The 23885-nt window shown below is 60.5% G+C and carries 26 protein-coding genes; 16 read left to right on the forward strand and 10 right to left on the reverse strand.

Annotated elements, in window-relative coordinates:
* Position 1: 1 nt before the first annotated feature.
* Both GSQ82_RS02630 and ndk read right to left on the reverse strand, forming a co-directional pair.
* Entirely contained in the window at positions 2 to 814 is an 813-nt protein-coding gene (locus GSQ82_RS02630) for an oxaloacetate decarboxylase (protein ID WP_216846999.1), read from the reverse strand.
* A 61-nt stretch (positions 815 to 875) separates the two neighbouring features.
* The gene (ndk, locus tag GSQ82_RS02635; RefSeq protein ID WP_158790478.1) at positions 876 to 1292 is read right to left on the reverse strand and encodes a nucleoside-diphosphate kinase; all 417 of its coding nucleotides are present in this window, start codon (positions 1290 to 1292) and stop codon (positions 876 to 878) included.
* A 95-nt stretch (positions 1293 to 1387) separates the two neighbouring features.
* Here ndk and GSQ82_RS02640 point away from each other — a divergent pair, with 95 nt between their 5' ends.
* Complete coding sequence (locus GSQ82_RS02640) at positions 1388 to 1549, forward strand: hypothetical protein (RefSeq protein ID WP_158790479.1); 162 nt, start codon at positions 1388 to 1390, stop codon at positions 1547 to 1549.
* Between the two features lie 9 nt (positions 1550 to 1558).
* Here GSQ82_RS02640 and GSQ82_RS02645 read toward each other — a convergent pair whose 3' ends face one another.
* The 5 genes from GSQ82_RS02645 to sucC form a co-directional block, all read right to left on the reverse strand.
* Positions 1559 to 1927, reverse strand: a complete 369-nt coding sequence (locus GSQ82_RS02645) for a type II toxin-antitoxin system VapC family toxin (protein ID WP_158790480.1) — start codon at positions 1925 to 1927, stop codon at positions 1559 to 1561.
* Entirely contained in the window at positions 1924 to 2118 is a 195-nt protein-coding gene (locus GSQ82_RS02650; RefSeq protein WP_158790481.1) for a type II toxin-antitoxin system VapB family antitoxin, read from the reverse strand. Before GSQ82_RS02650 ends, GSQ82_RS02645 begins: the two co-directional genes overlap by 4 nt.
* Before the next feature lie 92 nt (positions 2119 to 2210).
* Positions 2211 to 3944, reverse strand: a complete 1734-nt coding sequence (locus tag GSQ82_RS02655; protein WP_158790482.1) for a hypothetical protein — start codon at positions 3942 to 3944, stop codon at positions 2211 to 2213.
* 215 nt (positions 3945 to 4159) lie between these two features.
* On the reverse strand, positions 4160 to 5035 hold the full coding sequence (gene sucD / locus GSQ82_RS02660; RefSeq protein ID WP_158790483.1) for a succinate--CoA ligase subunit alpha: 876 nt from the start codon (positions 5033 to 5035) through the stop codon (positions 4160 to 4162).
* Positions 5035 to 6213: an ADP-forming succinate--CoA ligase subunit beta gene (gene sucC / locus GSQ82_RS02665; protein WP_158790484.1), complete on the reverse strand. Its 1179-nt coding sequence runs from the start codon at positions 6211 to 6213 to the stop codon at positions 5035 to 5037. Before sucC ends, sucD begins: the two co-directional genes overlap by 1 nt.
* 433 nt (positions 6214 to 6646) lie before the next feature.
* Between sucC and GSQ82_RS02670 the strand changes: the two genes are divergently transcribed.
* The 9 genes from GSQ82_RS02670 (at position 6647) to GSQ82_RS02710 (ending at position 13995) form a co-directional block, all read left to right on the forward strand.
* Positions 6647 to 8191 (forward strand): radical SAM protein, encoded by a 1545-nt coding sequence (locus GSQ82_RS02670; RefSeq protein ID WP_371417151.1) that lies wholly within the window; start codon positions 6647 to 6649, stop codon positions 8189 to 8191.
* A 300-nt stretch (positions 8192 to 8491) separates the two neighbouring features.
* Positions 8492 to 9070 carry a PPC domain-containing DNA-binding protein gene (locus GSQ82_RS02675; RefSeq protein WP_158790485.1) on the forward strand — a complete coding sequence of 193 codons (579 nt, stop codon included), beginning with the start codon at positions 8492 to 8494 and terminating at the stop codon, positions 9068 to 9070.
* A gap of 40 nt (positions 9071 to 9110) precedes the next feature.
* A complete protein-coding gene (trpD, locus tag GSQ82_RS02680; protein WP_158790486.1) occupies positions 9111 to 10217 on the forward strand; it encodes an anthranilate phosphoribosyltransferase in 1107 nt (368 codons plus the stop codon).
* A gap of 75 nt (positions 10218 to 10292) precedes the next feature.
* On the forward strand, positions 10293 to 10652 hold the full coding sequence (locus tag GSQ82_RS02685; RefSeq protein ID WP_158790487.1) for a YbjQ family protein: 360 nt from the start codon (positions 10293 to 10295) through the stop codon (positions 10650 to 10652).
* A gap of 197 nt (positions 10653 to 10849) precedes the next feature.
* Positions 10850 to 11503 carry a potassium channel family protein gene (locus GSQ82_RS02690; protein WP_158790488.1) on the forward strand — a complete coding sequence of 218 codons (654 nt, stop codon included), beginning with the start codon at positions 10850 to 10852 and terminating at the stop codon, positions 11501 to 11503.
* Between the two features lie 140 nt (positions 11504 to 11643).
* Entirely contained in the window at positions 11644 to 12066 is a 423-nt protein-coding gene (locus GSQ82_RS02695; protein WP_158790489.1) for a VOC family protein, read from the forward strand.
* Positions 12067 to 12214: 148 nt separating this feature from the next.
* A complete protein-coding gene (locus GSQ82_RS02700) occupies positions 12215 to 12604 on the forward strand; it encodes a VOC family protein (RefSeq protein ID WP_158790490.1) in 390 nt (129 codons plus the stop codon).
* A 71-nt stretch (positions 12605 to 12675) separates the two neighbouring features.
* Positions 12676 to 13155 (forward strand): VOC family protein, encoded by a 480-nt coding sequence (locus GSQ82_RS02705; protein WP_158790491.1) that lies wholly within the window; start codon positions 12676 to 12678, stop codon positions 13153 to 13155.
* A gap of 237 nt (positions 13156 to 13392) precedes the next feature.
* Positions 13393 to 13995 carry a thymidine kinase gene (locus GSQ82_RS02710; protein ID WP_158790492.1) on the forward strand — a complete coding sequence of 201 codons (603 nt, stop codon included), beginning with the start codon at positions 13393 to 13395 and terminating at the stop codon, positions 13993 to 13995.
* A 219-nt stretch (positions 13996 to 14214) separates the two neighbouring features.
* Here GSQ82_RS02710 and GSQ82_RS02715 read toward each other — a convergent pair whose 3' ends face one another.
* Complete coding sequence (locus tag GSQ82_RS02715) at positions 14215 to 15735, reverse strand: S10 family peptidase (RefSeq protein ID WP_158790493.1); 1521 nt, start codon at positions 15733 to 15735, stop codon at positions 14215 to 14217.
* 169 nt (positions 15736 to 15904) lie between these two features.
* On the opposite strand from GSQ82_RS02715, the gene GSQ82_RS02720 reads away from it, so the two are divergent.
* The 6 genes from GSQ82_RS02720 (at position 15905) to GSQ82_RS02745 (ending at position 21906) form a co-directional block, all read left to right on the forward strand.
* Complete coding sequence (locus GSQ82_RS02720) at positions 15905 to 16417, forward strand: superoxide dismutase family protein (protein WP_158790494.1); 513 nt, start codon at positions 15905 to 15907, stop codon at positions 16415 to 16417.
* A gap of 171 nt (positions 16418 to 16588) precedes the next feature.
* Complete coding sequence (locus GSQ82_RS02725; RefSeq protein WP_158790495.1) at positions 16589 to 16954, forward strand: nuclear transport factor 2 family protein; 366 nt, start codon at positions 16589 to 16591, stop codon at positions 16952 to 16954.
* A 109-nt stretch (positions 16955 to 17063) separates the two neighbouring features.
* Positions 17064 to 17879, forward strand: coding sequence for an RNA polymerase sigma factor (locus GSQ82_RS02730; protein ID WP_158790570.1), 816 nt, complete (start codon positions 17064 to 17066; stop codon positions 17877 to 17879).
* A 1-nt stretch (position 17880) separates the two neighbouring features.
* Positions 17881 to 18873: an anti-sigma factor gene (locus tag GSQ82_RS02735; protein WP_158790496.1), complete on the forward strand. Its 993-nt coding sequence runs from the start codon at positions 17881 to 17883 to the stop codon at positions 18871 to 18873.
* The gene (locus GSQ82_RS02740) at positions 18870 to 20183 is read left to right on the forward strand and encodes a B-box zinc finger protein (protein ID WP_158790497.1); all 1314 of its coding nucleotides are present in this window, start codon (positions 18870 to 18872) and stop codon (positions 20181 to 20183) included. Before GSQ82_RS02735 ends, GSQ82_RS02740 begins: the two co-directional genes overlap by 4 nt.
* A 4-nt stretch (positions 20184 to 20187) precedes the next feature.
* Positions 20188 to 21906, forward strand: a complete 1719-nt coding sequence (locus GSQ82_RS02745) for a DUF4097 family beta strand repeat-containing protein (RefSeq protein WP_158790498.1) — start codon at positions 20188 to 20190, stop codon at positions 21904 to 21906.
* Between the two features lie 54 nt (positions 21907 to 21960).
* Here GSQ82_RS02745 and GSQ82_RS02750 read toward each other — a convergent pair whose 3' ends face one another.
* Both GSQ82_RS02750 and GSQ82_RS02755 read right to left on the reverse strand, forming a co-directional pair.
* A complete protein-coding gene (locus GSQ82_RS02750; protein ID WP_254061377.1) occupies positions 21961 to 22908 on the reverse strand; it encodes an S-adenosyl-l-methionine hydroxide adenosyltransferase family protein in 948 nt (315 codons plus the stop codon).
* An 89-nt stretch (positions 22909 to 22997) separates the two neighbouring features.
* A complete protein-coding gene (locus GSQ82_RS02755) occupies positions 22998 to 23846 on the reverse strand; it encodes a TlpA disulfide reductase family protein (protein WP_158790499.1) in 849 nt (282 codons plus the stop codon).
* Positions 23847 to 23885: the final 39 nt, after the last annotated feature.

The raw sequence follows: 23885 nt of genomic DNA on the forward strand, positions 1-23885 counted from the left end.
CTTAGCCGCGTGGCGGCACTGTTCCTTCGTTAATAAGTTGTCGAGCTGCGCGATCGAATCCAGCCCACGCAGCGGCAGCAAGTCCACCGCCTACACTCACGCGCCTCGCTCCCGCCGCAGCCAGATCCGCAACCCGCATCCCCGCCAGCAGCAAAGCATTCACCGGCTTCGGCGCAACCGCAGACACCACAGCCGCAATATCCGAAGCTTCCCTTATCCCCGGAGCATACAGACAATCCGCACCAGCCTCTGCATAAGCGACAAGACGTTCAATCGTGGCAGATAGCTCCGTTCGACCCACCAGAAAGCCCTCCGAACGGCCTACCAGCAGAACATCTTCCCCCGATGCATCGATAGCCTCGCGAGCCGCCCGGATACGCTCACACGCAAGCTCCAGATCGTACAACTCAGCTCCCACCCGATCCTCTATCGATAGCCCCGCAACTCCCGTCTTCACCGCAAGTGCGACATTCCGTCCCACATCCTTGGCAGTGTCGGCAAACCCAGCCTCAAAGTCCGCATTCACAGGCAGATCGGTAGCCTCACAGATCTCCCTCATGTGGCCGAGCACCTCATCGCGAGACATCTCCCCATCCTCTCGCCCCATCGCCCACGCGAATCCGGAGCTCGTCGTAGCCAGCGCCGCAAAGCCAAGCCTCTCCAGCCGTCGCACGCTGCCGATGTCCCACGGATTCGGCAGCACAAAGCATCCCGCATCATGCAGCTTGCGAAAAGCAGCGCGCTTCGCCTTCACATCAGCGGCCATACGCAACCCCTTAGAACCATCAATCAAAAAGACAGAGGCGGCAGACAAACCAGGCACTCTTCCAGCCCGGTCATGCCTGCCGCTATTACTCTCTGTATTGCCGGAACACTTACTTCAGCTCATAACCCGCGAAGAAGAATCCAATCTCAAACGCCGCCGTATCCTCGGCATCCGAACCATGAATCGCGTTCTCGCCGATCGACGAAGCGAACTGCTTGCGGATCGTTCCCTCCTCCGCCTGCGCCGGGTTGGTTGCGCCCATCAGCTTGCGGAAGTCGGCAATCGCGTTGTCCTTCTCCAGAACCATCGGGAAGATCGGTCCGCTCGACATGAACTCCGTCAGTTCGCCAAAGAACGGACGCGCCGCATGAACATGGTAAAAACCCTCAGCCTGTGCCTTCGAGATCGAAAGCCGCTTGATGGAGACAATCTTAAACCCCGCCTTTTCAATCGCGGCGAGAATAGCACCAGAGTGGCCTTTACGAACGGCGTCCGGCTTGATAATGCTGAATGTGCGCTGTGACAACGTATTTCTCCTGGGTGAGTCTCTAACAATAGTGTAGAACAAGGCCATCCCACCGCGCCCCTTCGGCCCGGCCGAAACCTCTCTGGAGCATGCCTATGATGCGAAAGACAGCGTGGATCTGGTTCCTGGGCTTCGCAGCCTGGCTCGCCGACAGCCTCATCAGCCTGCGCCTTCACAACGTCCTCCACGCCCGCATCGCCCTCATGGTCGCCATCGTCTTCTTCACCGCCGGCCTCTTCTACCGCCGCCAGACCTGAAATATCGCGTTAGCTCTCAGGTGCCGCTAAACTCAGACCTTCTGCGATCTCCTTGAGGCGCTTATCTCTTGTCCACAACAACGCACCGGGAGTCAGCCTAACCGCCGCCAGGAGATGAACATCGATATACCCAATGCCTGTCCCGAAGAGCGTCTGCCTTGAGATAAATTCAAGGACTTCGTCATCCTCTGCGATAGTGGCCTGAGGAAGATTCCGCAGCCCATCTAAGATCAGGCCACGCTGCTTGAAACTTCCCATAGCAACCTCGCCAATCACAAAAGCATGCGAGAGCACCTGGTTGCTCTTCAGCAAAGATTGCAGCCGATCTTCACCCTTTCGCAGATGATCTATCCAGACCGAAGTATCGACGAGAATCACTTTGCAGGACGCCGTCGCGGAATATAAGCTGCCTTTGGCTCGCTACCCCCAAGCGCAGCCAGCCTGCGTGCGCTCTCGCGTTCGATCAGCGCCTTCAACGCCTCACGCACCAGCGCAGACTTCTCGCGAAGCCCGGTATAAGAAGCCGCCCGCTCCATCAAAGCATCATCCAGTGCAAGAGTAGTTCGCATCGTTCTCACCCTCCAGGCACAAATTTTAGCATCAAACGATGACGATTATCGCATACCGCCAATGATCCACCGCCCTGAGCCGTCGCACCGTCCTAATACCGCCAACTCGTCACATCCGCCCCCGCCGGAGCCGTCTTCGCAATCCGCTCCATAATCTGCGGCAGGTACATCGTGTTGTAGTGCAGCCGCGAAAGCGCATTCGGCAGCGTCGGATCGCCGTTCCAGCAGTGCTCCGCCCGAGGTCCATACTTCACCTCGCCCTCATACGGCACCCCATGCCCCTGCGTCCCCGTCGTCTTCAAAAAATCCTCCATCAGATAAACGGCATCATTCAAAAAATAAGTATCGTCGGTCCCCACATACAGGTGAATCTTCCCCTGCAGCTTCGGCCCCAGCGTCGCCCAGTCCCGCTGCAGCTTCGCATCCAGGTCGTAGTGCTCCCGCCAGAACTCCGCCACCTTATGGTCGATCTTCCCCGTCTCCTTATCGAAGATCGGAGCCGGATACCCATCCTCACCCACCGGTGAATACACCGCCTGCCAAATATCGAACTGCTCGCCCGACCGCCCGCGATCCCCCAGCGCCGCCTCATACGCCATGTTGTCCCGCATCGACATCAGCGTATGCCCCAGATAGTCCCGCATCGAAGGCTGCTCCACCCGCTTATTCGCGCCTTCGATATAAAACATGTTGTCGTCCTTGTACAAATCCCGAGTCATATACGCATGAAAGTCCACCGGGTCCGGGCAGGCCACATACGCCCCGTTATAGTCATCCGGATAGAAGATCTGCACCGCCAGCGACTCCCACCCGCCCGTCGACCCGCCATACATAAACCGCGCCCATCCTTGCCCAATCCCGCGAAATTGCTTCTCCACCGCAGGCACCAGCTCCGTCTCGATCGCATCCCCATAAGGCCCCAAATTCGCCGAGTTCACCGCATACGAGTCGTCATAAAACGGATTCGCATGTTGAATCTTCATCACCAGCACCCGAGGAAACTTTGGCGCAACCCACGTCTGATACTCCTTGTAAGCCTCCTCCTGCTGAATCCGGTTGTACCCCGCCAGATGAAAGCGCTCCGAATAATCCGGCTTCAGATTCGCATCCGGCGGCGTCGTCCGAAAGTCTTCAAACCCAGTCACAAAGTGGTCATGAAACACCAGCAGCGGATACCGCGCCTCCGTATGCTCATCGAAACCCTCCGGCACCAGCACCACAGCACTCAAATACACCGGCCGCCCCCAGAACTTCGTCAGCAGCGCACTCTGTATCCGGATATGTCGCACATATTTTGTATCCGCTTCAGGCACAATTGGCGGAATCACCTGATCCAGCGAGATCGCAATCGCCGCACCACCCGCACCTACATGCACCTTCACCGGCTTGCTATACAAATTTCCCGGCGCAAGATTCCAATGCTTCCCCTCGCCCCGATCCGGCGACAGCTTCACCGTCTTCCCATCCGCCCGATGAAACGTCTCATACACATCCAGCACCGCCTGCACCGTATAGTCACCCGCCGGCACATCCTTCAAACTCCGCACCGGATACCCCGCCGCATCGTCGCCCACCGCCACCCGCTGCCCCGGCTTCATCCCATCCACGGTCACGCCAAACACCATCTGGCTTCGCGGAGTATCGTCGATCTGCATCCGTGGCTCCTCGGACGCATCGTTCGACAACAAAAAGTAAAGCCGCCCATCCAGAGCCTTACCCGACTGCGCAGCCGGAAACGAAGCCGACACAGCCTGAACTCCAGTCTGCGCACTCAACGAAACCCCACCAGCCAAAGCCATCACCAGACACAAAGCACCTAATCGCATGCACGAAGTATACAAACCCAACAGAACGGAGCCCGAAGCAAACCATTGACACCAACCAAAACTAATCGGGTTCCCCATTCATCGCGCACTCTGCGATGAGTGGGAATGTACATCTCTCACTCGTCTGATTTTGTTTTTTGTACTGATCTTTCTCAAACGCAAAAGGTCGGAGAGCATCACTCTCCGGCCTCTCAGTCATCCGCGTTTTAGAAAGTCTAAGCCCGCCCCAACAACCGAGCCATAGCCTCACCAATATCCGCCGGAGACTTCACCACCGTAATCCCCGCCTCGGACATAGCCTTCATCTTCTCCGCAGCCGTACCCTCGCCGCCAGAGATGATCGCCCCAGCATGACCCATCCGCCGTCCCGGAGGAGCCGTCTGCCCGGCGATAAATCCAACCACCGGCTTCTTCACATTCTCCTTGATGTACCTCGCCGCAGCCTCTTCCGCCGACCCGCCAATCTCGCCGATCATAATAATCGCCTCGGTCTCCGGATCCTCATTCAGCAGCTTCAGCGCATCGATATGCGTCGTCCCAATAATCGGATCGCCGCCAATCCCAATCGCCGTCGACTGTCCAATCCCCCGCGTCGTCAACTGGTACACCGCCTCATACGTCAGCGTGCCCGACTTCGACACAATCCCCACCGAGCCTTCCTTATGAATCCGCCCCGGCATAATCCCCACCTTCGCCTTACCCGGCGAGATCACCCCCGGACAGTTCGGCCCGATCAGCCGCGTCTTCGTCCCCTTCACGACCTCCCACACCTTCACCATGTCCAGCACAGGAATCCCCTCTGTAATGCAGATCACCAGCGGAACCCCCGCAGCCGAAGCCTCCAGAATCCCATCCGCAGCAAACGGCGGCGGCACGAAGATCACCGACACATTCGCGCCCGTCTCCTTCACCGCCTCTTCCACGGTATTGAACACCGGCCAGCCTTCATGCGTAGTCCCGCCCTTACCCGGCGTCACCCCACCCACAACCTTCGTCCCATACTCCGCGCAGCCCTTCGCGTGAAACGTACCCTCACGCCCCGTAATTCCCTGCACAATCAACCGCGTATTTTTATCAACCAGTACCGCCATTACTTCCCACCTTTCGCAGCAGCCACAGCCAGATCCGCCGCTTCCTTCATCGTCGTCCCAACCTGAAAGTTCAATCCCGAGTCCGCCAGAATCTTCCGGCCCTCTTCCACGTTCGTTCCTTCAAGCCGCAGAATAATCGGAATCTTCACACCCAGCTTCTTCGCCGCATTCACCACACCCTGCGCCAGCACATCCACGCGCAGAATCCCGCCAAAGATGTTGATGAAGATCGCCTTCACATTCGGATCGCTCAGCAAAATCCCAAACGCATTCTCAATCTGCTCCTGGTTCGCGCCACCGCCCACATCCAGAAAGTTCGCCGCACTCCCGCCCGCATACTGGATGATGTCCATCGTCGCCATCGCCAACCCGGCGCCATTCACCATGCACGCAATCGTGCCATCCAGCTTGATGTAGTTCAGCGCATACTTGCTCGCCTCAACCTCCAGCGGATCTTCCTCAGCAAGATCGCGAAGCTCCTTCAAATCCTTGTGCCGGAACATCGCATTGTCATCAAAATTAATCTTGCAATCCAGCGCCAGCAGCTTGTCGTCCTTCGTCGTAATAAACGGATTGATCTCCATCAGCGTCGAATCCGTCTCTACAAATGCCTTATAAAGCCCCAGCATGAATGTCACCGCCTGCTGAATCTGCGTCGGCTTCAACCCCAGCTTGAACGCGAGCTTCCGCGCCTGGTACGGCTGAAATCCCACCGCCGGATCGACGTACTCCTTGAAGATCGCATCCGGGTCCTTGGCCGCAACCTCTTCAATCTCCATCCCACCCGACTTCGAAGCCATAAACACGATCTTCGCCGAAGCCCGGTCCAGCACCAGCCCAAGATAAAGCTCGCGATCGATCGCCGAACCCTCTTCAATCAGCAGCCTCTGCACCTTCTGCCCAGCAGGCCCCGTCTGGTGCGTCACCAACTGCATCCCCAGGATCGCCTTCGACGCCGCATTCGCATCCTCCAGCGTCTTCGCCAGCTTCACGCCGCCGCCCTTGCCGCGGCCTCCGGCATGGATCTGCGCCTTCACCACAACCACCGCATTACCCGCGCCAAACAAGGACTTCGCAGCCGTGTCCGCCTCTTCCAGCGTGGTCGCCATCTCGCCGCCCGGAACCGGCACGTTGTACTTCCGCAGAATCTCTTTTGCCTGATACTCGTGAATTTTCATAGGTGTCTTTTAAATTTCGCTCGCGCGAGAAGTGTAGCGGACTCCAACAACACCCCGCAACGCAATCTCGCACAAACGTGCGGTTACCGCCCGAGCCCCATAAAGCAGTCTTTCGGTTCGGTCATGGAAGGTTCATCTTGCTAACACCGCATCAGCTCTCAGTTCGAAGGCAATCCCCGGAGGCGATTCTCTCCACTCACCTGCTCCCAAGCAGGCTCCCTGCGCGCAATGTATGATAAACGACATTACTTTGGCGGAAATAGTCATGATCCGAGATCATGCCGGCCCGCACTGATTCACGCACATTCGAGACAGCCGCTCTCAGAATCCACCGCACTCGCACGAGAAAAGGCCGGATTCAATCAGCGTCCATCTTGTAAACCCCAGCGACAACTCCTTTGGCACCGCCGTCATCACTCCTCGATGGCTCTTCGTGCTCGCAGCCGCCACCCCCTCCATCGCCGGCGACCCCATCCTCATCGACGAATCCATTGAGCAGATCGTCCCCGAGTCCATCCAGCCCGGCGACATCGTCGGCATCAGCGTCCACACCGGTAATGCCCTCCGCGGCTACGAGGTCGGCCGCATCGCCCACGAACGCGGAGCATCGGTCATCTACGGCGGCATCCACGCCACACTCTTCCCCGACGAAGCCTTCGACCGCGGCCACGCCCACGCCGTCGTCACCGGAGACGGAGACATCGCCTGGGGCAAAGCCGTCACCGACCTCCTCACCGGCGCACCGCTCCAGAAGATCTACGACGGCGGACGCATCGGCGGCAGCGAATTCCTCGCCGCCCGTTGGGATCTCATGCCCCGCGACAAGTACATGTGGGCCTCCGTCCAGACCATCCGCGGCTGCCCCAAACACTGCTCCTTCTGCAGCGTCTGGCGCACCGACGGTCAGCAGCCCCGCCAGCGCGCCTTCCAGTCCGTCATCGACGAGATCGTCAACCTCCGCCAGATCGGCTTCCGCTTCATCGCCCTCGCCGACGACAACTTCTACCCCGTCACCCTCACCGACCTCCGCCTCGCACGCGAACAAAACAATCAGGCCAAGCTCGACGAACTCACCGCCATCCGCGCCGAACGCTTCCTCCTCATGGCCGAACTCGCCAAGCTCCCCAAAGACATGGTCTTCTTCACCCAGATCACCATGGAAGCCGGCGAAGACGGCGAGTACCTCGACGCCATGCGCAAAGCCAACATCAAGGGCGCACTCGTCGGCGTAGAAGCCGTCACCCCCGAAGGCCTCAAAGCCGTCTTCAAGGACTTCAACTACTCCGGCGAAGCCCTCGCACGCCAGCTCCAGACCTTCAAAAAACACGGCGTCCACGTCCTCGGCTCCTTCATCTTCGGCCTCCCCACCGACAAGCCCGCCACCTTCGACGCCACCGTCGAGATGGCCCTCAAAGCCGGCGTCACCTTCGCCCAGTTCGTCATGATGACCCCCTTCCCCGGCACCGTCGACTTCAACCGCTGGGAGAAAGAGCAAGCCAAAGCCCCCGAAGTCGTAGCCACCCCCGATGGCGACATCCCCATCACCCGCTACTGGCTCATCCCCACCGCCATCCGTCCCAAGATGTTCACCCCGCACCCGACGATGACTTCGGTTGAAATTAGCCAGCGCACGCAAAAAGTCTGGGACCGCTTCTACGACTGGTCCTCCATCTGGCAGCGCTCCGCCTGCACCCCAACCCTCCGCGCCCGCGTCGCCTTCATGTTCCTCTCCAAGCTCTACCGCCAGATGTACGCCGGCACCGGCATCTCCACCGACAGCGCCCGCCGCAAGAAGTCCAAAACATGGGCCCGCTGGACCGCGAAGCAGTGCCGCAAACTCTTCGCCGCTAAACCCATGCCCGAACTCCAGTCCCCCGCATGGGAGCTCGCCTTCTCCTCCGCCAACCTGCGCCGCCCAGCCTTCCTCGGCCCGCAGGAGACCTCACCCTTCATCGTCCTCCCAAACCCTGACCTCTAGGCTGTATCGACATATAGCCTGAGCGTAAGTGATGGATTGATATAGAAAGTGTCATCCTGAGCGAAAGTGATGGATTGATAGTGAAAGTGTCATCCTGAGCGGAGCCTCTCGCAGTTTTATCGCGAGAGGCGCAGTCGAAGGACCCGCCATACGCTCAACGTGCCAATACCCTCCCCTTATCTCGCACCACATGCGGGACAGTCCCGCATCGTTCTATATGTCGATACCAACAAACATCCGCACCACAACCCGACTAAAATAAAACCTCAGCACTTCCGCCCCGCACCGGAGGAACCACGCATGAAGCTGAAGTCCGTCCTGCTCTCTCTCGCCTGTGCCTCCACCGCACTCGCCTGCCTCCCGGCCAACGCTCAGCTACCAGACGACAGCCTCTACATCTCCCCCTCCCGCCCCGTCCCCACCGGCAAAGCTCCCCACATGGAGGTCAAGCAGGTCAAGGACACCCCCGAAGAAAAGGTCTACGCCGTCATCTTCCACAAAGGCGACGAAGCCATCAGCGGCCTCACCGACTTCGCCATCCAGAACAAGATCGACGACGCCCACTTCACCGCCATCGGAGCCGTCAGCAGCGCCACCCTCGCCTGGCTCGATCTACCAAAGAAGATGTACCACCGCATCCCCGTCACCGAACAGGTCGAAGTCCTCTCCATGATCGGCGACATCGCCGCCTACAACGGCAAACCCATCGTCCACACCCACGTCGTCCTCGGCAAATCCACCGGAGCCACCATCGGCGGCCACGCATTCGAGCTCCACGTCGACCCCACCCTCGAAGTCTTCGTCACCGTCAACACCACGCCCCTCAAGAAAAAGCCCGACGACGCCTCCGGCATGAAGTTCATCGACCCCACCCAGTAGCCCAAAGCCGCAGCCCACACACCTGCTACGCTTTAACCCAATGCCCCTCCAGCCTCAACTCAAGCTGATCGTCGAAGGCCGCGCCCTCCTCACCCGCGAACAGGCCAGCACCCTCATGCAGCACATCCTCGCCGGCGACCTCTCCGACATCGAGATCGCCGCCCTCCTCGGAGCCCTCGCCGCCCGTGGCGAAACCCCCGCCGAACTCGCCGGCTTCGTCGACACCATGCGCTCCGCCGCCACCCCCATCCCCCTCACCCCAGCCGAGCGCCTCACCCTCGTCGACACCTGCGGCACCGGTGGCGACGGCAGCCGCACCTTCAACATCTCCACCGCCGCCGCCCTCGTCGCCGCCGCCGCTGGCACCATCGCCCCTACAAAGAACGCTTCAGCAAACATCACCTCCCCCACCATCATGGTCGCCAAACACGGCAACCGCGCCATCACCTCCCAGACCGGCTCCGCGGACGTCCTCGAAGCCCTCGGCATCCCCGTCGGCCTCACCCCCAACGAAGCCTCCGTCGCCCTCAGAAAACATCACTTCGCCTTCCTCCACGCCCCCAGCCTCCACCCCGCCATGAAAGCCGTCATGCCCGTCCGCCGCGCCCTCGGCGTCCGCACCGTCTTCAACCTCCTCGGCCCCCTCACCAACCCCGCCGGAGCCTCCGCCCAGGTCATGGGAGTCTATGCCGCACACCTCGTCCCGCTCGTCGCCGAAGCCATGGCCCAACTCGGCACCCGCCACGCCTTCGTCGTCCACGGCACAGCCGAATCCCCCAGCGGCCCTCCCACCGGTCTAGACGAGATCTCCATCTCCGGCCCCACCCACCTCGCCGAAGTCCGCGGCGCACCCGACCTCCTCGGCACCGTCACCCTCTCCACCATCACCCCCGAAGACTTCAACCTCACCCGCGCCCCCATCGAAGCCCTCCTCGGCGGCGACGCCCACACCAACGCCGCCATCCTCACCGCCATCTTCGCCGGCGAACGCAGCCCCCGCCGCGACATCGTCCTCCTCAACGCCGCCGCCGTCCTCGTCGCCTCCGGCCTCACCCGCGACCTCCACACCGGCGTCACCCTCGCCGCCCACACCATCGACACCGGAGCCGTCGTGGAACTAATCGCCGCCCTCGCACGTAAAAACTAAAGCAGACGCAACTCGTATCGGACCGCGCCAGAGTCTCGCCGACCCGATCCACGCGCCCGCAGGAGCGAACCTCTCATGTCGACCTACCCTCCACCAAGCCAGGCCCTCAACCATGCCTTCATCACCTCCGCGCTCGAGCTCCCCGGCTACCGCATCGTCCAGAACGTAGGCGTCGTCCGCGGCATCGTCGTCCGCTCCCGCAACGTCATCGCCACCCTCGGAGCCAACCTCCAGACCATGATCGGCGGCGACATCACCCTCTTCACCGAACTCTGCGAGCGAACCCGCCAGGACTCCTTCGCCATGATGAGCCTCCACGCCGCCCAGCTCGGAGCCAACGCAATCATCGCCTTCCGCTACGACGCCAACGAGCTCCAAAAAGGCGTCACCGAAGTCATCGCCTACGGCACCGCCGTCATCGTAGAAAAATCGTAGAAAAGCTGTAGAGCAAGCTACATCCCCCCTCGCGCCCGCCCCGCAGTGGGTGATCGCCGTCTGTCGGCAGACAAACGCGCACAATCCATCTGGACGCACCATCCCCCCAATGGCATACTCAAATCCAGTCACCCATTACCATCGGTGAGCAGAAACCCGACGCCCGTAAAAATCGCCGCCACCAGTGGAGCAGTTTCTTGAAACGCACACGAGCCTTCTTTCGAAAGTACCGCTCCCAGCTGCTGATGTGCCTCTTCATCGCGCTTTTGGTGGCCTCGCCGGTGGCCGACTCGCATCCCTACATCGGTTTTGCCATGGCTGTTCTGTTGGAAACCGCTCTGCTTGCAGGCTGCAGCTACATGGCCAGCGGACGCATCCTTCGCTTTGCAATCTATCCCCTCGCTGCTCTCTGGATCCTCGCGCACATCGCCCAGATGCAACTTGGCGAACGCTGGCACGTCTCGCCCTACATCGGCCTCGCCCTCTCCTGTTCAATCGTCTGGGGTATCCTGTCGCGCTTCAACCACAAGTCCCGCGTCGCCGCCAGCGCCATCTCCGAAGCAGTCATCAGCTACCTCATCATCGCCGTCGCCTTCTCGCAGCTCTACTGGATACTCGATCACCACCTGGCCAACTGCTTCAACTCCCCCGTCCCCATAAATCAGCAAAGCGAGTACCTCTACTTCTCGCTATCTACACTCACCACCGTCGGCTATGGCGATGTTCAGCCTATCAACCATTACGTTCGCTATATCGCCGCATTCGAGGCCGTCATCGGCGTCTTTTACATCGCCGTCGTCATCTCCCGCCTCGTCGCAGGCTACCGCTTCAACGACGCGAACCTGCCATAACGTGCCTGCGTTCGACCTTCCGGGCTATCCTACCCACAAGCCGACTTATCGAGACCGATCGCTTTGTGTTCAGGAAGCCTTTGTGTTCAGGAAGCCTGAGAGCCTACAATTCCCGTGAAGTTGATCCCAGTGGGGTATCCATGCTCAGTCTGACCCCGTTCCTCCTGTTCGATGGCAACTGCGCAGAGGCGATGCAGTTCTATCAGTCTTGCTTCGGCGACGATCTTACCCTGACGCGGCTCGGAGACACTCCCATGAAGGCTCAGTTCCCGCCGGAACAACATCACAAGATCACCTACGCTCTTCTTAAGAGCGGAAATGTAGAGTTCTCAGCGACGGATTGGCTACACCCGACCCATCAGCGACAACTCGGCAATACAACTGCTATGTATGCCACTGGTGACAGTTTGGACGAGCTTTCACCCATCTTTGAGAAACTGCGTGACGGCGCCGATCAGGAGTTCCTCGTTGAGCTGCGAGAGATGCCGTTTGGGATCTACGGGCGTTTCACAGATCGCTATGGAGTCGAGTGGTACTTCCGCGGTGCCAGTAAGTCCCGATAAACGCTCATCTCGTCATTCCTTCAGGGCCGCCGACAACCTGAAAGTAATTCGGCTATTTGAAATCCATGCATTAAAACTCCCCCCGCCATCCCATGAATCTCCTTGCCAATCCCACACGACACAATAAGAATCACCACAGGAGGCAATCATGGCCCGAGTGACCGGCATAGGCGGCGTCTTCCTGCGCGCCCGCGACCCCAAATCTCTCCTCAACTGGTACGCCACCCACCTCGGCATCGTCCCCAACGCGTGGGGCGGCGCCAAATTCCTCTGGACCGACGAACTCCCACCCGCCACCGGCTCAACCGCATGGTCGCTCTTCCCCCAGGACACCACTTACTTCGGTAAGGACCACCAGCAGGCCATGATCAACTACCGCGTCGACGACCTCGATGCCCTCCTCGCCCAGCTCGCCGCCGCCGGCGTCACCATCGACCCCCACCGCGAAGAAGCCGCGTTCGGCCGCTTTGCCTGGATCACCGACCCCGAAGGCAATCGCCTCGAACTCTGGCAACCCCTCGTCCCACCCAAACCCTGAACTCGCAGCAGTCTTACTCCCGCAGCAACGCACCACCCTCATCTCCTGACCTCGGACCATCCGGAGCCGGCATGACAACTCCAGAAACCAATCCAGAACTCAACCCAGAATCCACAGCCACGCACAACATCCAGCAAGCCGTCCCCTTCCTCTGGGTCTCCGACCTCGACGCCTCCCTGCGCTTCTACCTCGACGGACTCAGCTTCACCAAGACCAAAGAGTGGATCGACAACGGTAAACTCCGTAGGTGCTGGCTCCAGCGCGAAGGCGCAGCCCTCATGCTCCAGCAATACCAACCCGGCCAAAAGCCCCTAGGCAAATTAGGCGAAGGCGTCTCCATCTGCTTCCAATGCACCGACGCCCTCGCCATCTACCACACAGCCATCGCCCGCGGCCTCCAACCCCATCGCCCATCCGTCGGCAACGCCATGTGGGTCGTCCTCTTCACCGACCCCGACGGCTACAAGCTCGACTTCGAGAGCCCCACCGACACTCCCGAAGACTCCATCTACGACGGCTCGCACCTCAACGGCCCCGCCCCGCAAAAATAAATCTCAAAACCTGTCACATTTTTCCGAGCAGAAAAACCCGCCGCGAAACCACCACAACTCACCACCGAGCCACCACAAACTCACCAGCAAAAAACCACGCGTTGCACCCCACTTTTCGCAAAAAACCCTGCAAAAACCCCACTCCACCACGCGCAGGAAAAACGAGCAAAGTTACACCCGATTTATCCACCGCCAACCCCGGTTACGATAGCCACAGACCACCGAAAAGGCTCCTCCATGACCCCCACCCTCCCCGGCCGCATCGAAGTCATCTCCGGCCCCATGTTCTCCGGCAAATCCGAAGAGCTCATCCGCCGCCTCAGGCGAGCCCGCATCGCCCGCCAGCGCGTCGCCTGCTACAAGCCCGACATCGACCTTCGCTACCACCGCACCTCCATCGCCAGCCACAGCTCCCAGACGCACGAAGCCTGCACCGTCACCAACGTGGAGCACCTCAAAGCCTCACTATTGCCGCAGTTAGACGAGATCGACGTCATCGGTATCGACGAGGCCCAGTTCTTCGACGCCTCCATCGTCCCCATCACCGTAGAGCTCGTTCACCTCGGCAAACGCATCATCCTCGCCGGCCTCGACACCACCTTCGCCGCCGAGCCCTTCGGCCCCATCCCCAACCTCATGGCCATCGCCGACGAGGTCACCAAACTCTCCGCCGTCTGCATGGTCTGCGGCCAGCCCGCCATCCACACCCAGCGCCTCGGCCAAAGCCAGGAGCTCGTTGTCGTAGGCGCCGCCGGCCTCTACGAAGCCCGCTGCCGAACCCACTTCTCCCCCTTCACCGACGAACATCAATCCGAGCAGCTCGAACTTCCCACCCTCTAAAGCCGTGTCCTGCCGGACAGGCCGCTTCCTCAGCAGGAGGTCACTTCGTGACGCGTATACCGGTCACGCAATCACCATCAGCAAAGCTCCTCCCAATGGTCGGAATCATCCTCCGCCGAGCAACACGAGGCCCCAAGAAGTCAGCCCCACCAAGGCCGGTACAAAAGTCACGAAGTGACCTCCCCACGAGCAGTGGGCCCGTCCGGCAGGACAGCGCCTTTAGTGAAGATTCACCATCTCCATCACATCTTTACGCAGCATCAACTGACTCTCCGGCCGGTTATAAAACATATGCCCGCCCGGATACTCATGCACCGAAACCCGCCCCGGATCGCCCATCGCCGGCATCTGGTTCACCGTTAGCACCGACCCCATGAACGGGCACGAAAGATCGCCCCAGCCATGCGCAATAAGCACCCTCATCTTCTGGTCCGCCGCCACCGACTCACGCAGCTGCTCCACAGATCCCTTGTTCAGATCCTCGCCAGATTCCCACTGCGACCCCACGTCACCACTCAGCGCATAGTAGCGAGCATCCGTCTTCCAACCCACCACACGCGTCACAAAGTCCACCATCGCCGTCGTCGTCGGCGCAATGATGCTCTCCAGCAAAGGATCATTGCTGCGCTGGTCCGGATCCCACGGAAAAGGATCGTACGACACCAGGTTCGGATCGTATCTGCTCCCCAGCTTTCCATCCGACCGGAACACCTCGCGCAGGTAAGACTGCGTCTCCAGCCTGCCGCCAGAACGCCGCACATACACCGGATCGAGTCCCGTAATCTCCGTCACATGCGCGAGCATCTTCTCCGTCGCCGCCGGATCGCTCTTGCCCTTCATCAGCGTCGCCACATACTCCCCGTCGGTATAGCTGATAACCTCCGCCATCGCCTCCGGTGTCAGCTTATGCTCCCGCTCCAGGTGCGCCGCCGCAATCGAAGGCAGCGTCATCATCCACGGCAGCGGCGACAAGTCCGGATGCTCGTCCACCGCAGGGTTAAGATACGGCGACACCAGCACCACCCCACTCATCGCCACGCCAAGCTGTGTCTGCAGATAGTGCGTCATGCGCGGCCCGCGAAACCCGCCATAGCTCTCCCCTACAAAGTACTTCCGCGAACCCAGCCGCCCATACTTTACCAGCCAGTCGTAGATATTCCGCGATAGATAATTCACATCCGCGGTCGGCGTGAAAAACAACTTCTTCGCATCACCCTCCGCCACCAGCGACCGGCTGAAACCCGTACCAATCGGGTCGATAAACACCAGATCGGTAAAGTCCAGCCATGTTCCCGGATTGTCATTCAGCGTCGCCGGATCCGACGGACTATTCCCCTGCGCGCCAAACGCAACTCGCTTCGGCCCGATCGCTCCAAGGTTCAGATACACCGAAGAGGCACCCGGCCCCCCGTTCACCGCGAACGTCACCGGCCTGTCTTTTCCCTCCACCGTGTACGCGGTATAAACCACCTCGCCGCTCAAAACTCCCTTGCTGTCGCGCACCGGCAGCGTCCCCACGGTAACGGTGTAGTGCAGCGCCTTGCCGTTCAACTGGATCGTCTGTTCCACATGCGCATCCGCAGGCAGCGGCGGCAGCGTAGTCATCATCCCCGGCGTCGCCGTCTTCGCATCTGCAGCAGCAGCCTTCGCATCCCCTCCCGTAGTCTTCGCGTCCACATGCGCAGAAGCATCCTGCCCCGACTGCACAGCAGCCTCAAGCGGAGCTGGCGAAAAAATCATCAGCGAAGTTGTAAATAGAAAGGACGAAACCAGGTATCTGGAAGATTTTGAAGATGCAAAAGAGCGAGCCGAAATCATGACTCGAATTTTACATACATGCTCCACGCCGTGACACATACAGACAAATACTTCGATATCCTGATCTTGTAGCTGAATGGAGAACTACTCTATGCGCAGACTTCTCGCCTCCCTCACCCTTTGCCTCCTCGCCATTCCGGCCCTCGCCAAACCCAAGAAAGACTCCGTCGTCGTCAGCCTCAAAACCAGCGCAGGCGAAGACGCCGGCACCGCAACCTTCAGCCCCCTCAAAAACGGCGTCAAGATCAAGCTCGACCTCAAAAATCTCCCCGTCGGCGAACATGCCGTCCACGTCCACACCAATCCCAAATGTGACGCTCCCGACTTCAAGACCGCCGGCGGCCACTTCAACCCCGACGGCAAGACCGTCACACCGGGAGTCTATGTCCGTCTCGCCGGCGACCTGCCCAACAGCATCACCATCGGTGAGGGTCACATCGGCCAGGCTACCTACAAGGTCGATACTCTCTCCATGGCCCCCGGCGCACCCAACTCCATCTTCGCCAACGGCGGCACCTCCATCATCGTCCACACCATGGCCGAAGACATGAAGACCGGCAACGCCGGCAACCGCATCGCCTGTGGCGTCATCTCCACCCCCTAGCTCTGATCCAATCCATACACATGACAGGCGGATACGGTCTCTCTCTGTAGAGACCGTATCCGCCTGTTTCAGCGCCCAAAACTCGCCAATCGTACCCCGCAAACGTCCGAACGACATGGAAGCACCGCTTCCATGCCGGATCAAATCCAGAAATAATCGCGAAGGAACACCATGACGACAACTGAGAACTCAGAACACCTTGAAACCCAAACACTCGCCGTATGGAACCGCCATGTAGCTGCAGCGCAGGCCGGCGACATCGAAACCGTCATGTCCGATTTCTCCGAGGAGTCCGTCTACTCCACTCCCCAGGGGGTTCTCATCGGCAGCTCTGCCATCCGTGGCTTTTTCGAGAACCTCTTCGCCATGTTGCGCGGAAAGCCCGAGTCCACCGTCGTACACTTCCAGACCATTCACAAAGACGTCGTGGTATGCAACTTCACCATCCACTCCCTCGGCCTCACCTTTCACGACACCTCCGTCGTTCGCAACGGCAAGTTTGTTCTTTCTTGTACGGTCGCCTATCCTGCCTCTTGAACCCAAACCGGCACATCGGTAGCTCCCTCAAAGAGTAAGCAAACACCTGAACACGAAGAAGCTGGAAGCTAAAAGTGAACTAACCGCAACGCCCATGCGTACTAGCAGCATGGGCGTTTTGCACATAGCGATCCCGACGGCGAACCGGCTTCCCGGCCTCCACAAAGGCTCCAGCCCCGCGCCTCGTCGCCTCCCGCGCACCATCTCCAGCACCCCTTCTGCACCACCCATGCTGCAACAAATCGCTCCACAGCCCGGTCCGCGGGGTACACTGCTTCCACCCGTAAAACCATTCGAGGCGAAGTTGGAACGCACGGCAGAACAAGAAGTTGCAAACGAAGCACTCGCCAAACTGGTACGCCAGTGCATGGCCGGTGATTCGCAGGCGTGGCAACAACTTGTCTCCTCGCAGCACCGCCGCATCTACGCCATCTGCTATCGTTTCACCGGCTCCAGTACCGACGCCGAGGACCTCACGCAAGATGTCTTCCTCAAGCTCTACAAAAACCTGGCCAGCTTCGATACCCAGAAAGGCAGCTTCCAGACCTGGATCACGACCCTCGCCCGCAACCTGCTGGTCGATCACTTCCGCCGCACCCGCCTGGACCGCGCCTCCGACTCCCTCGACGCCACCTTTGACGGCGAAGAGGACGGCCCCACCATGGCAGACCGCCTCGCCGATCCGCGTCCCTCGCAGGAGCACCACGTCGCCGGCCTCGAGCTCAAGGTCCGCGTCCAGAACGCGCTCAAACAGCTCTCCCCAGAGCTCCGCGAAGCCGTCATCCTTCGCGATCTGGAGGATATGGATTACAAAGAGATATCGCAGGTTCTACGCATCCCCGAAGGCACCGTAAAAAGCCGCATCAGTCGCGGTCGGGGGGAACTTGCAAGGCTTTTGAAACGTATAGAAGGGCAGGTGGTTTAAAGTGGCAGACTTCAATCAATTCGGCAGCGCGAAACCCAGCCCGGTCAGCGATCCGCAGCGGTGCGCGCAGTGCGAGGCCATGCTCGCCGATGCCATCGACGGCACCCTCTCCGCCGCAGACCAGGCCGCCTTCGACCTCCACCTGGTCGGCTGCCCTAATTGCTCCAGCATGCTAGAGGACGCTCAGCGCGGCGCCACTTGGATGGAGATGCTCAAGTCTCCCCGTCCGGAGCCGCCCGCCAGCCTCTTCGAGCGCATCCTCGCCCAGACCAGCGGCAAAGCAACTCCCGACACCGTCAACAACCCCACCCCTGCCATCGTCCTTGGCGCCAACGACTACCTTCGCCCGCGCATCCCCAACACCCTGCTCGGCCGCCCCATGCTGGTGCCTGCTGGGATTCAGCCCGCAGCCTACGCCTCCACGAACGTCCTTCCCTTCCGCACCCGTCTCACCCATGGCCTTCGTTCCGTTGGCCACACCATGCTGCAGCCTCGCCTGGCCATGACCGCCGCGATGGCCTTCTTCTCCATCGCCCTTACTCTCAACCTCACCGGCGTCCGGCTCAGCGAGCTTCGAGCCAGCGATCTCAAACCCTCCAGCATCCTGCGCAGCTGCTACGAGGCCAAGGCCAAGGTCGTCCGCTACTCCGACAACCTGCGCGTCGTCTACGAACTGGAATCCCGCGTCCGAGACCTGCAACGCTCCTCCGACGACGATGGATCCTCCCGCCCTACCAGCACGCCAGCTCCCCAGAACGACCCCGCGGCAAAGCCCGGGTCCGCCCCCTCCCCCACTGGGAATCAGCAGCAGCCTGACGGCAAAAATCAGGACCAGAAGCAGAACCGCCCGCGCAATCCCGGCTCCAGTCGGCGCGATATCCCCGGCGGCTCGATGCATCTGGTCGAATCACCACGGCAGCCGCTCTTCGCCGCCGCCCCGGATTTTGTTGTCTTTATTCCCAGTGTCTTGAAGCAGGAAGGGGGATTGGTATGAACTGCGCAAACCATCCTGATCGTGAACGTATCGCTTTTTGCCAGGACTGCGGCAAACCACTCTGCCAGGAATGCACACGCAACGTCGGCTCTGCCGTCTACTGCGAAGAGAGCCTGGCCGCCAGACTCGCCGGAGCGGGTGTTCCCCCGCCAGCCGGAGCCTCTGGTGGCAACCCATCCGGCACCTTTACCTCCACCCCCACCGGCGGGACCTACACCTATACCGGGACCGCTGGCGACGTGAACTACACCGTCAACGGCGTCATCCCTCCGCCAAGTCTCCCCGGCGAGCCGAACCCCGGCCTGGCTGCGCTCCTCGGCTTCATCCCCGGCGTCGGCGCCATGTACAACGGCCAGTATGCCAAAGGCGTCGTTCACCTCGTCGTCTTTGTCATCCTGATCAGCCTCGCCAATGAGAACGGCATCTTCGGCATCTTCATTGCGGGTTGGGTGTGCTATCAGGTCATCGAGGCTCACCACACCGCCCGCGCCCGCCGCGACGGCACACCGCTTCCCAACCCCTTCGGCCTGAACGATCTCAGCGAACGCCTCGGCTTCGGCAAAGCCTGGCCCGGCTCCCATCCTCCGTACAGCACACCCCCGCCGCCACCTTCCGACAGCTCAGTTCCACCCTCCGGCAGCACTCCCTACGCAGCGACGGAATACCAGACCCAGTCTGCCCAGCAAGCCCCTTACCAGACCGTCCCCCCGGCCCAATCCCAAGGCGCAGCGTGGAACACGCCCTCCTGGGAGAGCTACGCCACCCCACCCATTCCACCGGCCCAGCCCTTCGGAGCCGCTGCGTACCCCTACAACCCGAACCTGCCCGACCCCAATCTACCCATACCGAGAAATCGCTTCCCCGCAGGCGCTCTCTGGCTCATCGGTCTGGGATGCATCTTCCTCATCGGCAACGCGGGCCTCTTCCACGGCTTCCCCGTCCACCGCATCGTTCCCTTCCTGCTCATCGGGCTCGGCGTCTGGCTCTTCGTCCACAAGATGACCGAAACCGGCTACGGCCTCGCAGACGACGGTACCCCTGTCTACCAGTACCGGCTCTTCCGCGCCGCCCGTGGCTCCATCTGGGTCATCCTTGTCGGCGTTCTCTTCCTTCTGGACTCCTTCGACATCCTCTCCTGGGGCCGCAGCTGGCCACTCTTCATCATCGTCGCCGGTCTGATGGCCGTCTTCCAGCGCGCCTCCTTCCACCCGCCGGCCGTACCGTACCCATACACTGCTCCTCCACCGGCCCCGGCAGCTCCCGTCGCCCCAGTCGTCCCTCCCACCAGCCACGACCAGGAAGGGAGCTAAACCCATGGGAGCCTATCCGCCTCCACCACCCTACGGAAACGACTGGAAGTACCAGCGTCGCGTCCTCAAGGAGCAGGCCCGTGTCCAGCGCGACTACGCCCGCGCCCAACGCGAAGCCTACCGTTATCAGCTCCGCGGCCAGCGCCGAAGCTCCATCCTCGGGCCGCTTGTACTCATCGCCCTGGGGGTCATCTTCCTCCTCGTGCAAACAGGCCACCTCGACAGCCACCGCCTCTGGGACTGGTACAGCCGCTTCTGGCCCCTCATCCTCGTCGGCGCCGGCATCATCATGCTCGCCGAGTGGGGCTTCGACCAGTACATGCAGTCAGACCCGGACAAACCCCGCTACCGCCGCGGTGTCGGTGGAGGCGTCTTCACCATGCTTCTTCTTTTGGGTCTCACCGGCCTCATCCTCAGCGGAATCCGCGAGGGTGGCACCAGCAAAGTCTTCCCCGGCCTGAACCTCAACCAGGACAACATGGACGAGTTCCTCGGCGACAAGCACGAGAGCGATCAGACCCTCTCGCAGGCCTTCCCCACCGGCTCCTCCTTCACCATCAACAATCCGCGCGGAGACGTCTCCATCACCGGCACCAGCGACGACAACCAGATCCACGTCGCCGTCCACAAGCAGGTCTACACCCGCTCCGACTCCGACGCCGACAGTAAAGCCGAGCACCTCAGCCCGTCGCTCACCTCCAACGGAAGCAGCCTCGTCCTCTCCGTCCCCGCCCTCGACGGCGCCCGTGCCGACATCACCGTCACCCTCCCCGCCGCCGCGCCTATCACCATTACCGCCAACCACGGCGACGTCCACGTAACCGCCATCAAAGCTCCCGTCCAGATCACCGCCAACCACGGCGACGTCGAGCTCGCAGCCATCACCGGCGACGTCATCGCCCGCGTCAACAACGGCGACTCCGACTTCTCCGCCCACAGCGTCACCGGAGCCCTCAGTATCGAAGGCCACGGCCACGACACTACCCTCTCCGATCTCAGCGGCCCCCTCACCATGCGCGGCGACTTCTTCGGCACCACGCACTTCGAGCGCATCCGCGGCCCAATCAAATTCCACACAATCCGCACCGACTTCCAGCTCGCACGCCTCGACGGCGAGATCGACATCTCCAACAACGCCGACCTCACCGCCAGCAACGCTCTCGGTCCCGTCACTCTCACCACCGGCAACCGCAACATCACCCTCGACCGCATCGCAGGCGACCTCGCCGTCATCAACCGCAACGGCTCAGTAGACGTCACCAGCGCTCCTCCGCTCAGCAACCTCTCCATCGAGAACCGTAACGGCTCCGTCAGCGTCACCCTCCCCGAAAAAGCCAACTTCGCCTACCAGCTCGAAGCCACCAACGGAAACATCGACGGCGACTTCTCCCAGATCAAGACCGACGACGACAGCCGGAAGAACACCCTCAGCGGCACCATCGGCAACGGCGGCCCGCTGCTCCGCATCACCACCACCCAGGGCGACGTCGAGCTCAAGCAAGCCAGCATCATGCCCCTTCCTCCGATGCCGCCCATGCCGCCAAAGATCACGGTGATCCCACCCGACGCACAGCAGTCGATCAAAGACGCGAATAAAATCGCACAACAGGCTATGCAGGAAGCCCAGCGCGAAGCAAAACAAGCCGGAGCCGAGGCCGCCGCCGAAGCCAGGAAAGCCACGAAAAACCTCAACCATCGAGACAAGGACGACGACAACCAGTAACGCTCAGCAGACTAGATCCACCCGCAACACCGCACCGATGAAGCGACCGAGACCCTACTGCTTCCTGGCGATTACTACCTCCGCAGGCGCCTGAACCCCATACTGCTCCGAGAAGTTTCTCCGGTTGATCCCGAAGCTCAGGCGCCCGCGCGAATCGATATAAGCAAGCGGCTTGCCCACCTCCACATCGCTGAACGTCTTCACGAACGGCAGTTGAAACATCGTCCCACCCACCGACACTGGCACCACATCGCCAAGCCGATAGCCCAGACTCGCAAACATATCCGCCGAAACATTCAGCACCAGGTTCCCGAACGGTCCATCCGTCCCGATCACCTCGCCACGCAGTCCCGCCGCATCCACCGTGGCACTGTGAGCATCCAACCGCACCAGCTTCGCTACATCCACCACCGGTCCCGCAGCCGTCCAGTCATCCCCCCTCGCAAGGTGCGCTCCCGCCGGCGAAAAGATATCCCGCCCATGAAACGTCGACGAGGTCTTCGCCCCAATCATCCACGCAGGGTTCGTAATCTCCCGCACCGCTTCGATGCCGTCATGATCCTGCACCAGCGTCAGTAGCCCGTTGTCCGGCAACACAAAAAACTGTCCCCTCTTCGACCTCGCAATAATCGCCTTCCGCGCACTCCCCACCGTCGGATCGATCACCACCACAAACACCGCGTCCTTCGGAAAATAAGGAGCCGAACCCGCCAGAAATCGCGCACCCTCTGCAATGTCATACGGCGTCACCTCGTGCGTGATATCGATAATCCGCACTCCCGGAGCCACTCCATCCATCACCGCCTTGCAGATTCCTACCGCATCGTCCTTCACATCGAAGTCCGTCATGAAGCCAATCGTCCGCAACGCCGTCCCATCGTGCCGAGGCTGTCCTTCGCCAGTCGAAACCTGACCCAAAGCCCAAACGCCCGAGCCCCCAATCAACAAGCTAGCCAGCACAACCACAAAGCAGAATCTACGAAATAGATCGAATCGTCTCAAGACAGAACGCTCCAAATAATAGGAATCTCTCAATCATAACGACCATAACGACGAGCCGTGCCCTCGCCTTGCATCGATGTCAACCTCTGTCAGGAGTGAAGACCAGCCTTTGACAGCATCACAAGAAACTGATGCTGTGTACGCATATCAATAGACTGCGCGACGAGCTTGCCATCGCGATCGAAGACAAAGCTCTTCGGAATACCGTCAACGTGAAACACCTTCGCTACCTTCGCACCAGGATCAAGCAGGACCGGCGGATGATATCTCGCTGCATTAATGAATGAGCCAACCTTGAACACATCCTCATCGGAGATCGAGAGAATCACCAGCCCCTGCGGCTCGAAGTGCGTATAGATTGCATCCAGATCTGGCATCTCAAGACGGCACGGCGGGCACCACGTCGCCCAGAAGTTCACAAGTACGATCTTGCCCCGAAGTTCCGATAGCGTAACCTTCTTGCCGTGTAAATCCTTCAACGTAAAATCGGCCTTCTCAATCTCTGCGTCATTCGCCGCAAGAATCTCATCCGCCTTTGCGAAGAGAGGATCTTTCAAATCGACAGTCACATGCTCATATCGCGCAAGCCTGGCCAGATCCATGTACGGCATCGCAGGCTCTCCACCTTTCGCCGGCAGCGGCGATTCAGACAAGGTCTGCGACAGCGTATCGGCAACACTCTGAAGCGCCTCCCGACCTGGGTCGCCTTCAGTGGAAAGGTGTGCAAGTCCATCCGCCAGCTTCAGCTTCGGAAGCCCCACAGGAAGCGTACGAATGTCCATCGCGATCCTGATCGTTGCCGCAGGCCGCTCAACAGTTGGTACTGCGCGCAACCCCCTAAGCTGATTCGTAATCGAGGACTCCGTCGCTTGCGCGCAGAGAGCAGTAACGAGTAGAAGCGGAAGAGCAAACAAAAGCGTACGGCTTATCGTCAGCATGCGGTCTCGTGAACCTTCGGAGTCTGCGAAGATTCTAGC

Source organism: Granulicella sp. L60 (assembly GCF_009765825.1).
GTDB lineage: Bacteria > Acidobacteriota > Terriglobia > Terriglobales > Acidobacteriaceae > Edaphobacter.

Coding starts and splice junctions, on each gene's coding strand:
- GSQ82_RS02640 (WP_158790479.1), top strand. CDS start 1,388: ATGATGCGAAAGACAGCGTGGATCTGGTTCCTGGGCTTCGCAGCCTGG.
- sucC (WP_158790484.1), bottom strand. CDS start 6,213: ATGAAAATTCACGAGTATCAGGCAAAAGAGATTCTGCGGAAGTACAAC.
- GSQ82_RS02755 (WP_158790499.1), bottom strand. CDS start 23,846: ATGCTGACGATAAGCCGTACGCTTTTGTTTGCTCTTCCGCTTCTACTC.
- GSQ82_RS02710 (WP_158790492.1), top strand. CDS start 13,393: ATGACCCCCACCCTCCCCGGCCGCATCGAAGTCATCTCCGGCCCCATG.
- GSQ82_RS02745 (WP_158790498.1), top strand. CDS start 20,188: ATGGGAGCCTATCCGCCTCCACCACCCTACGGAAACGACTGGAAGTAC.
- GSQ82_RS02715 (WP_158790493.1), bottom strand. CDS start 15,735: ATGATTTTTTCGCCAGCTCCGCTTGAGGCTGCTGTGCAGTCGGGGCAG.
- GSQ82_RS02705 (WP_158790491.1), top strand. CDS start 12,676: ATGACAACTCCAGAAACCAATCCAGAACTCAACCCAGAATCCACAGCC.
- GSQ82_RS02685 (WP_158790487.1), top strand. CDS start 10,293: ATGTCGACCTACCCTCCACCAAGCCAGGCCCTCAACCATGCCTTCATC.
- GSQ82_RS02695 (WP_158790489.1), top strand. CDS start 11,644: ATGCTCAGTCTGACCCCGTTCCTCCTGTTCGATGGCAACTGCGCAGAG.
- GSQ82_RS02740 (WP_158790497.1), top strand. CDS start 18,870: ATGAACTGCGCAAACCATCCTGATCGTGAACGTATCGCTTTTTGCCAG.
- GSQ82_RS02700 (WP_158790490.1), top strand. CDS start 12,215: ATGGCCCGAGTGACCGGCATAGGCGGCGTCTTCCTGCGCGCCCGCGAC.
- trpD (WP_158790486.1), top strand. CDS start 9,111: ATGCCCCTCCAGCCTCAACTCAAGCTGATCGTCGAAGGCCGCGCCCTC.
- GSQ82_RS02725 (WP_158790495.1), top strand. CDS start 16,589: ATGACGACAACTGAGAACTCAGAACACCTTGAAACCCAAACACTCGCC.
- GSQ82_RS02730 (WP_158790570.1), top strand. CDS start 17,064: ATGGGCGTTTTGCACATAGCGATCCCGACGGCGAACCGGCTTCCCGGC.
- GSQ82_RS02655 (WP_158790482.1), bottom strand. CDS start 3,944: ATGCGATTAGGTGCTTTGTGTCTGGTGATGGCTTTGGCTGGTGGGGTT.
- GSQ82_RS02720 (WP_158790494.1), top strand. CDS start 15,905: ATGCGCAGACTTCTCGCCTCCCTCACCCTTTGCCTCCTCGCCATTCCG.
- sucD (WP_158790483.1), bottom strand. CDS start 5,035: ATGGCGGTACTGGTTGATAAAAATACGCGGTTGATTGTGCAGGGAATT.
- GSQ82_RS02675 (WP_158790485.1), top strand. CDS start 8,492: ATGAAGCTGAAGTCCGTCCTGCTCTCTCTCGCCTGTGCCTCCACCGCA.
- GSQ82_RS02650 (WP_158790481.1), bottom strand. CDS start 2,118: ATGCGAACTACTCTTGCACTGGATGATGCTTTGATGGAGCGGGCGGCT.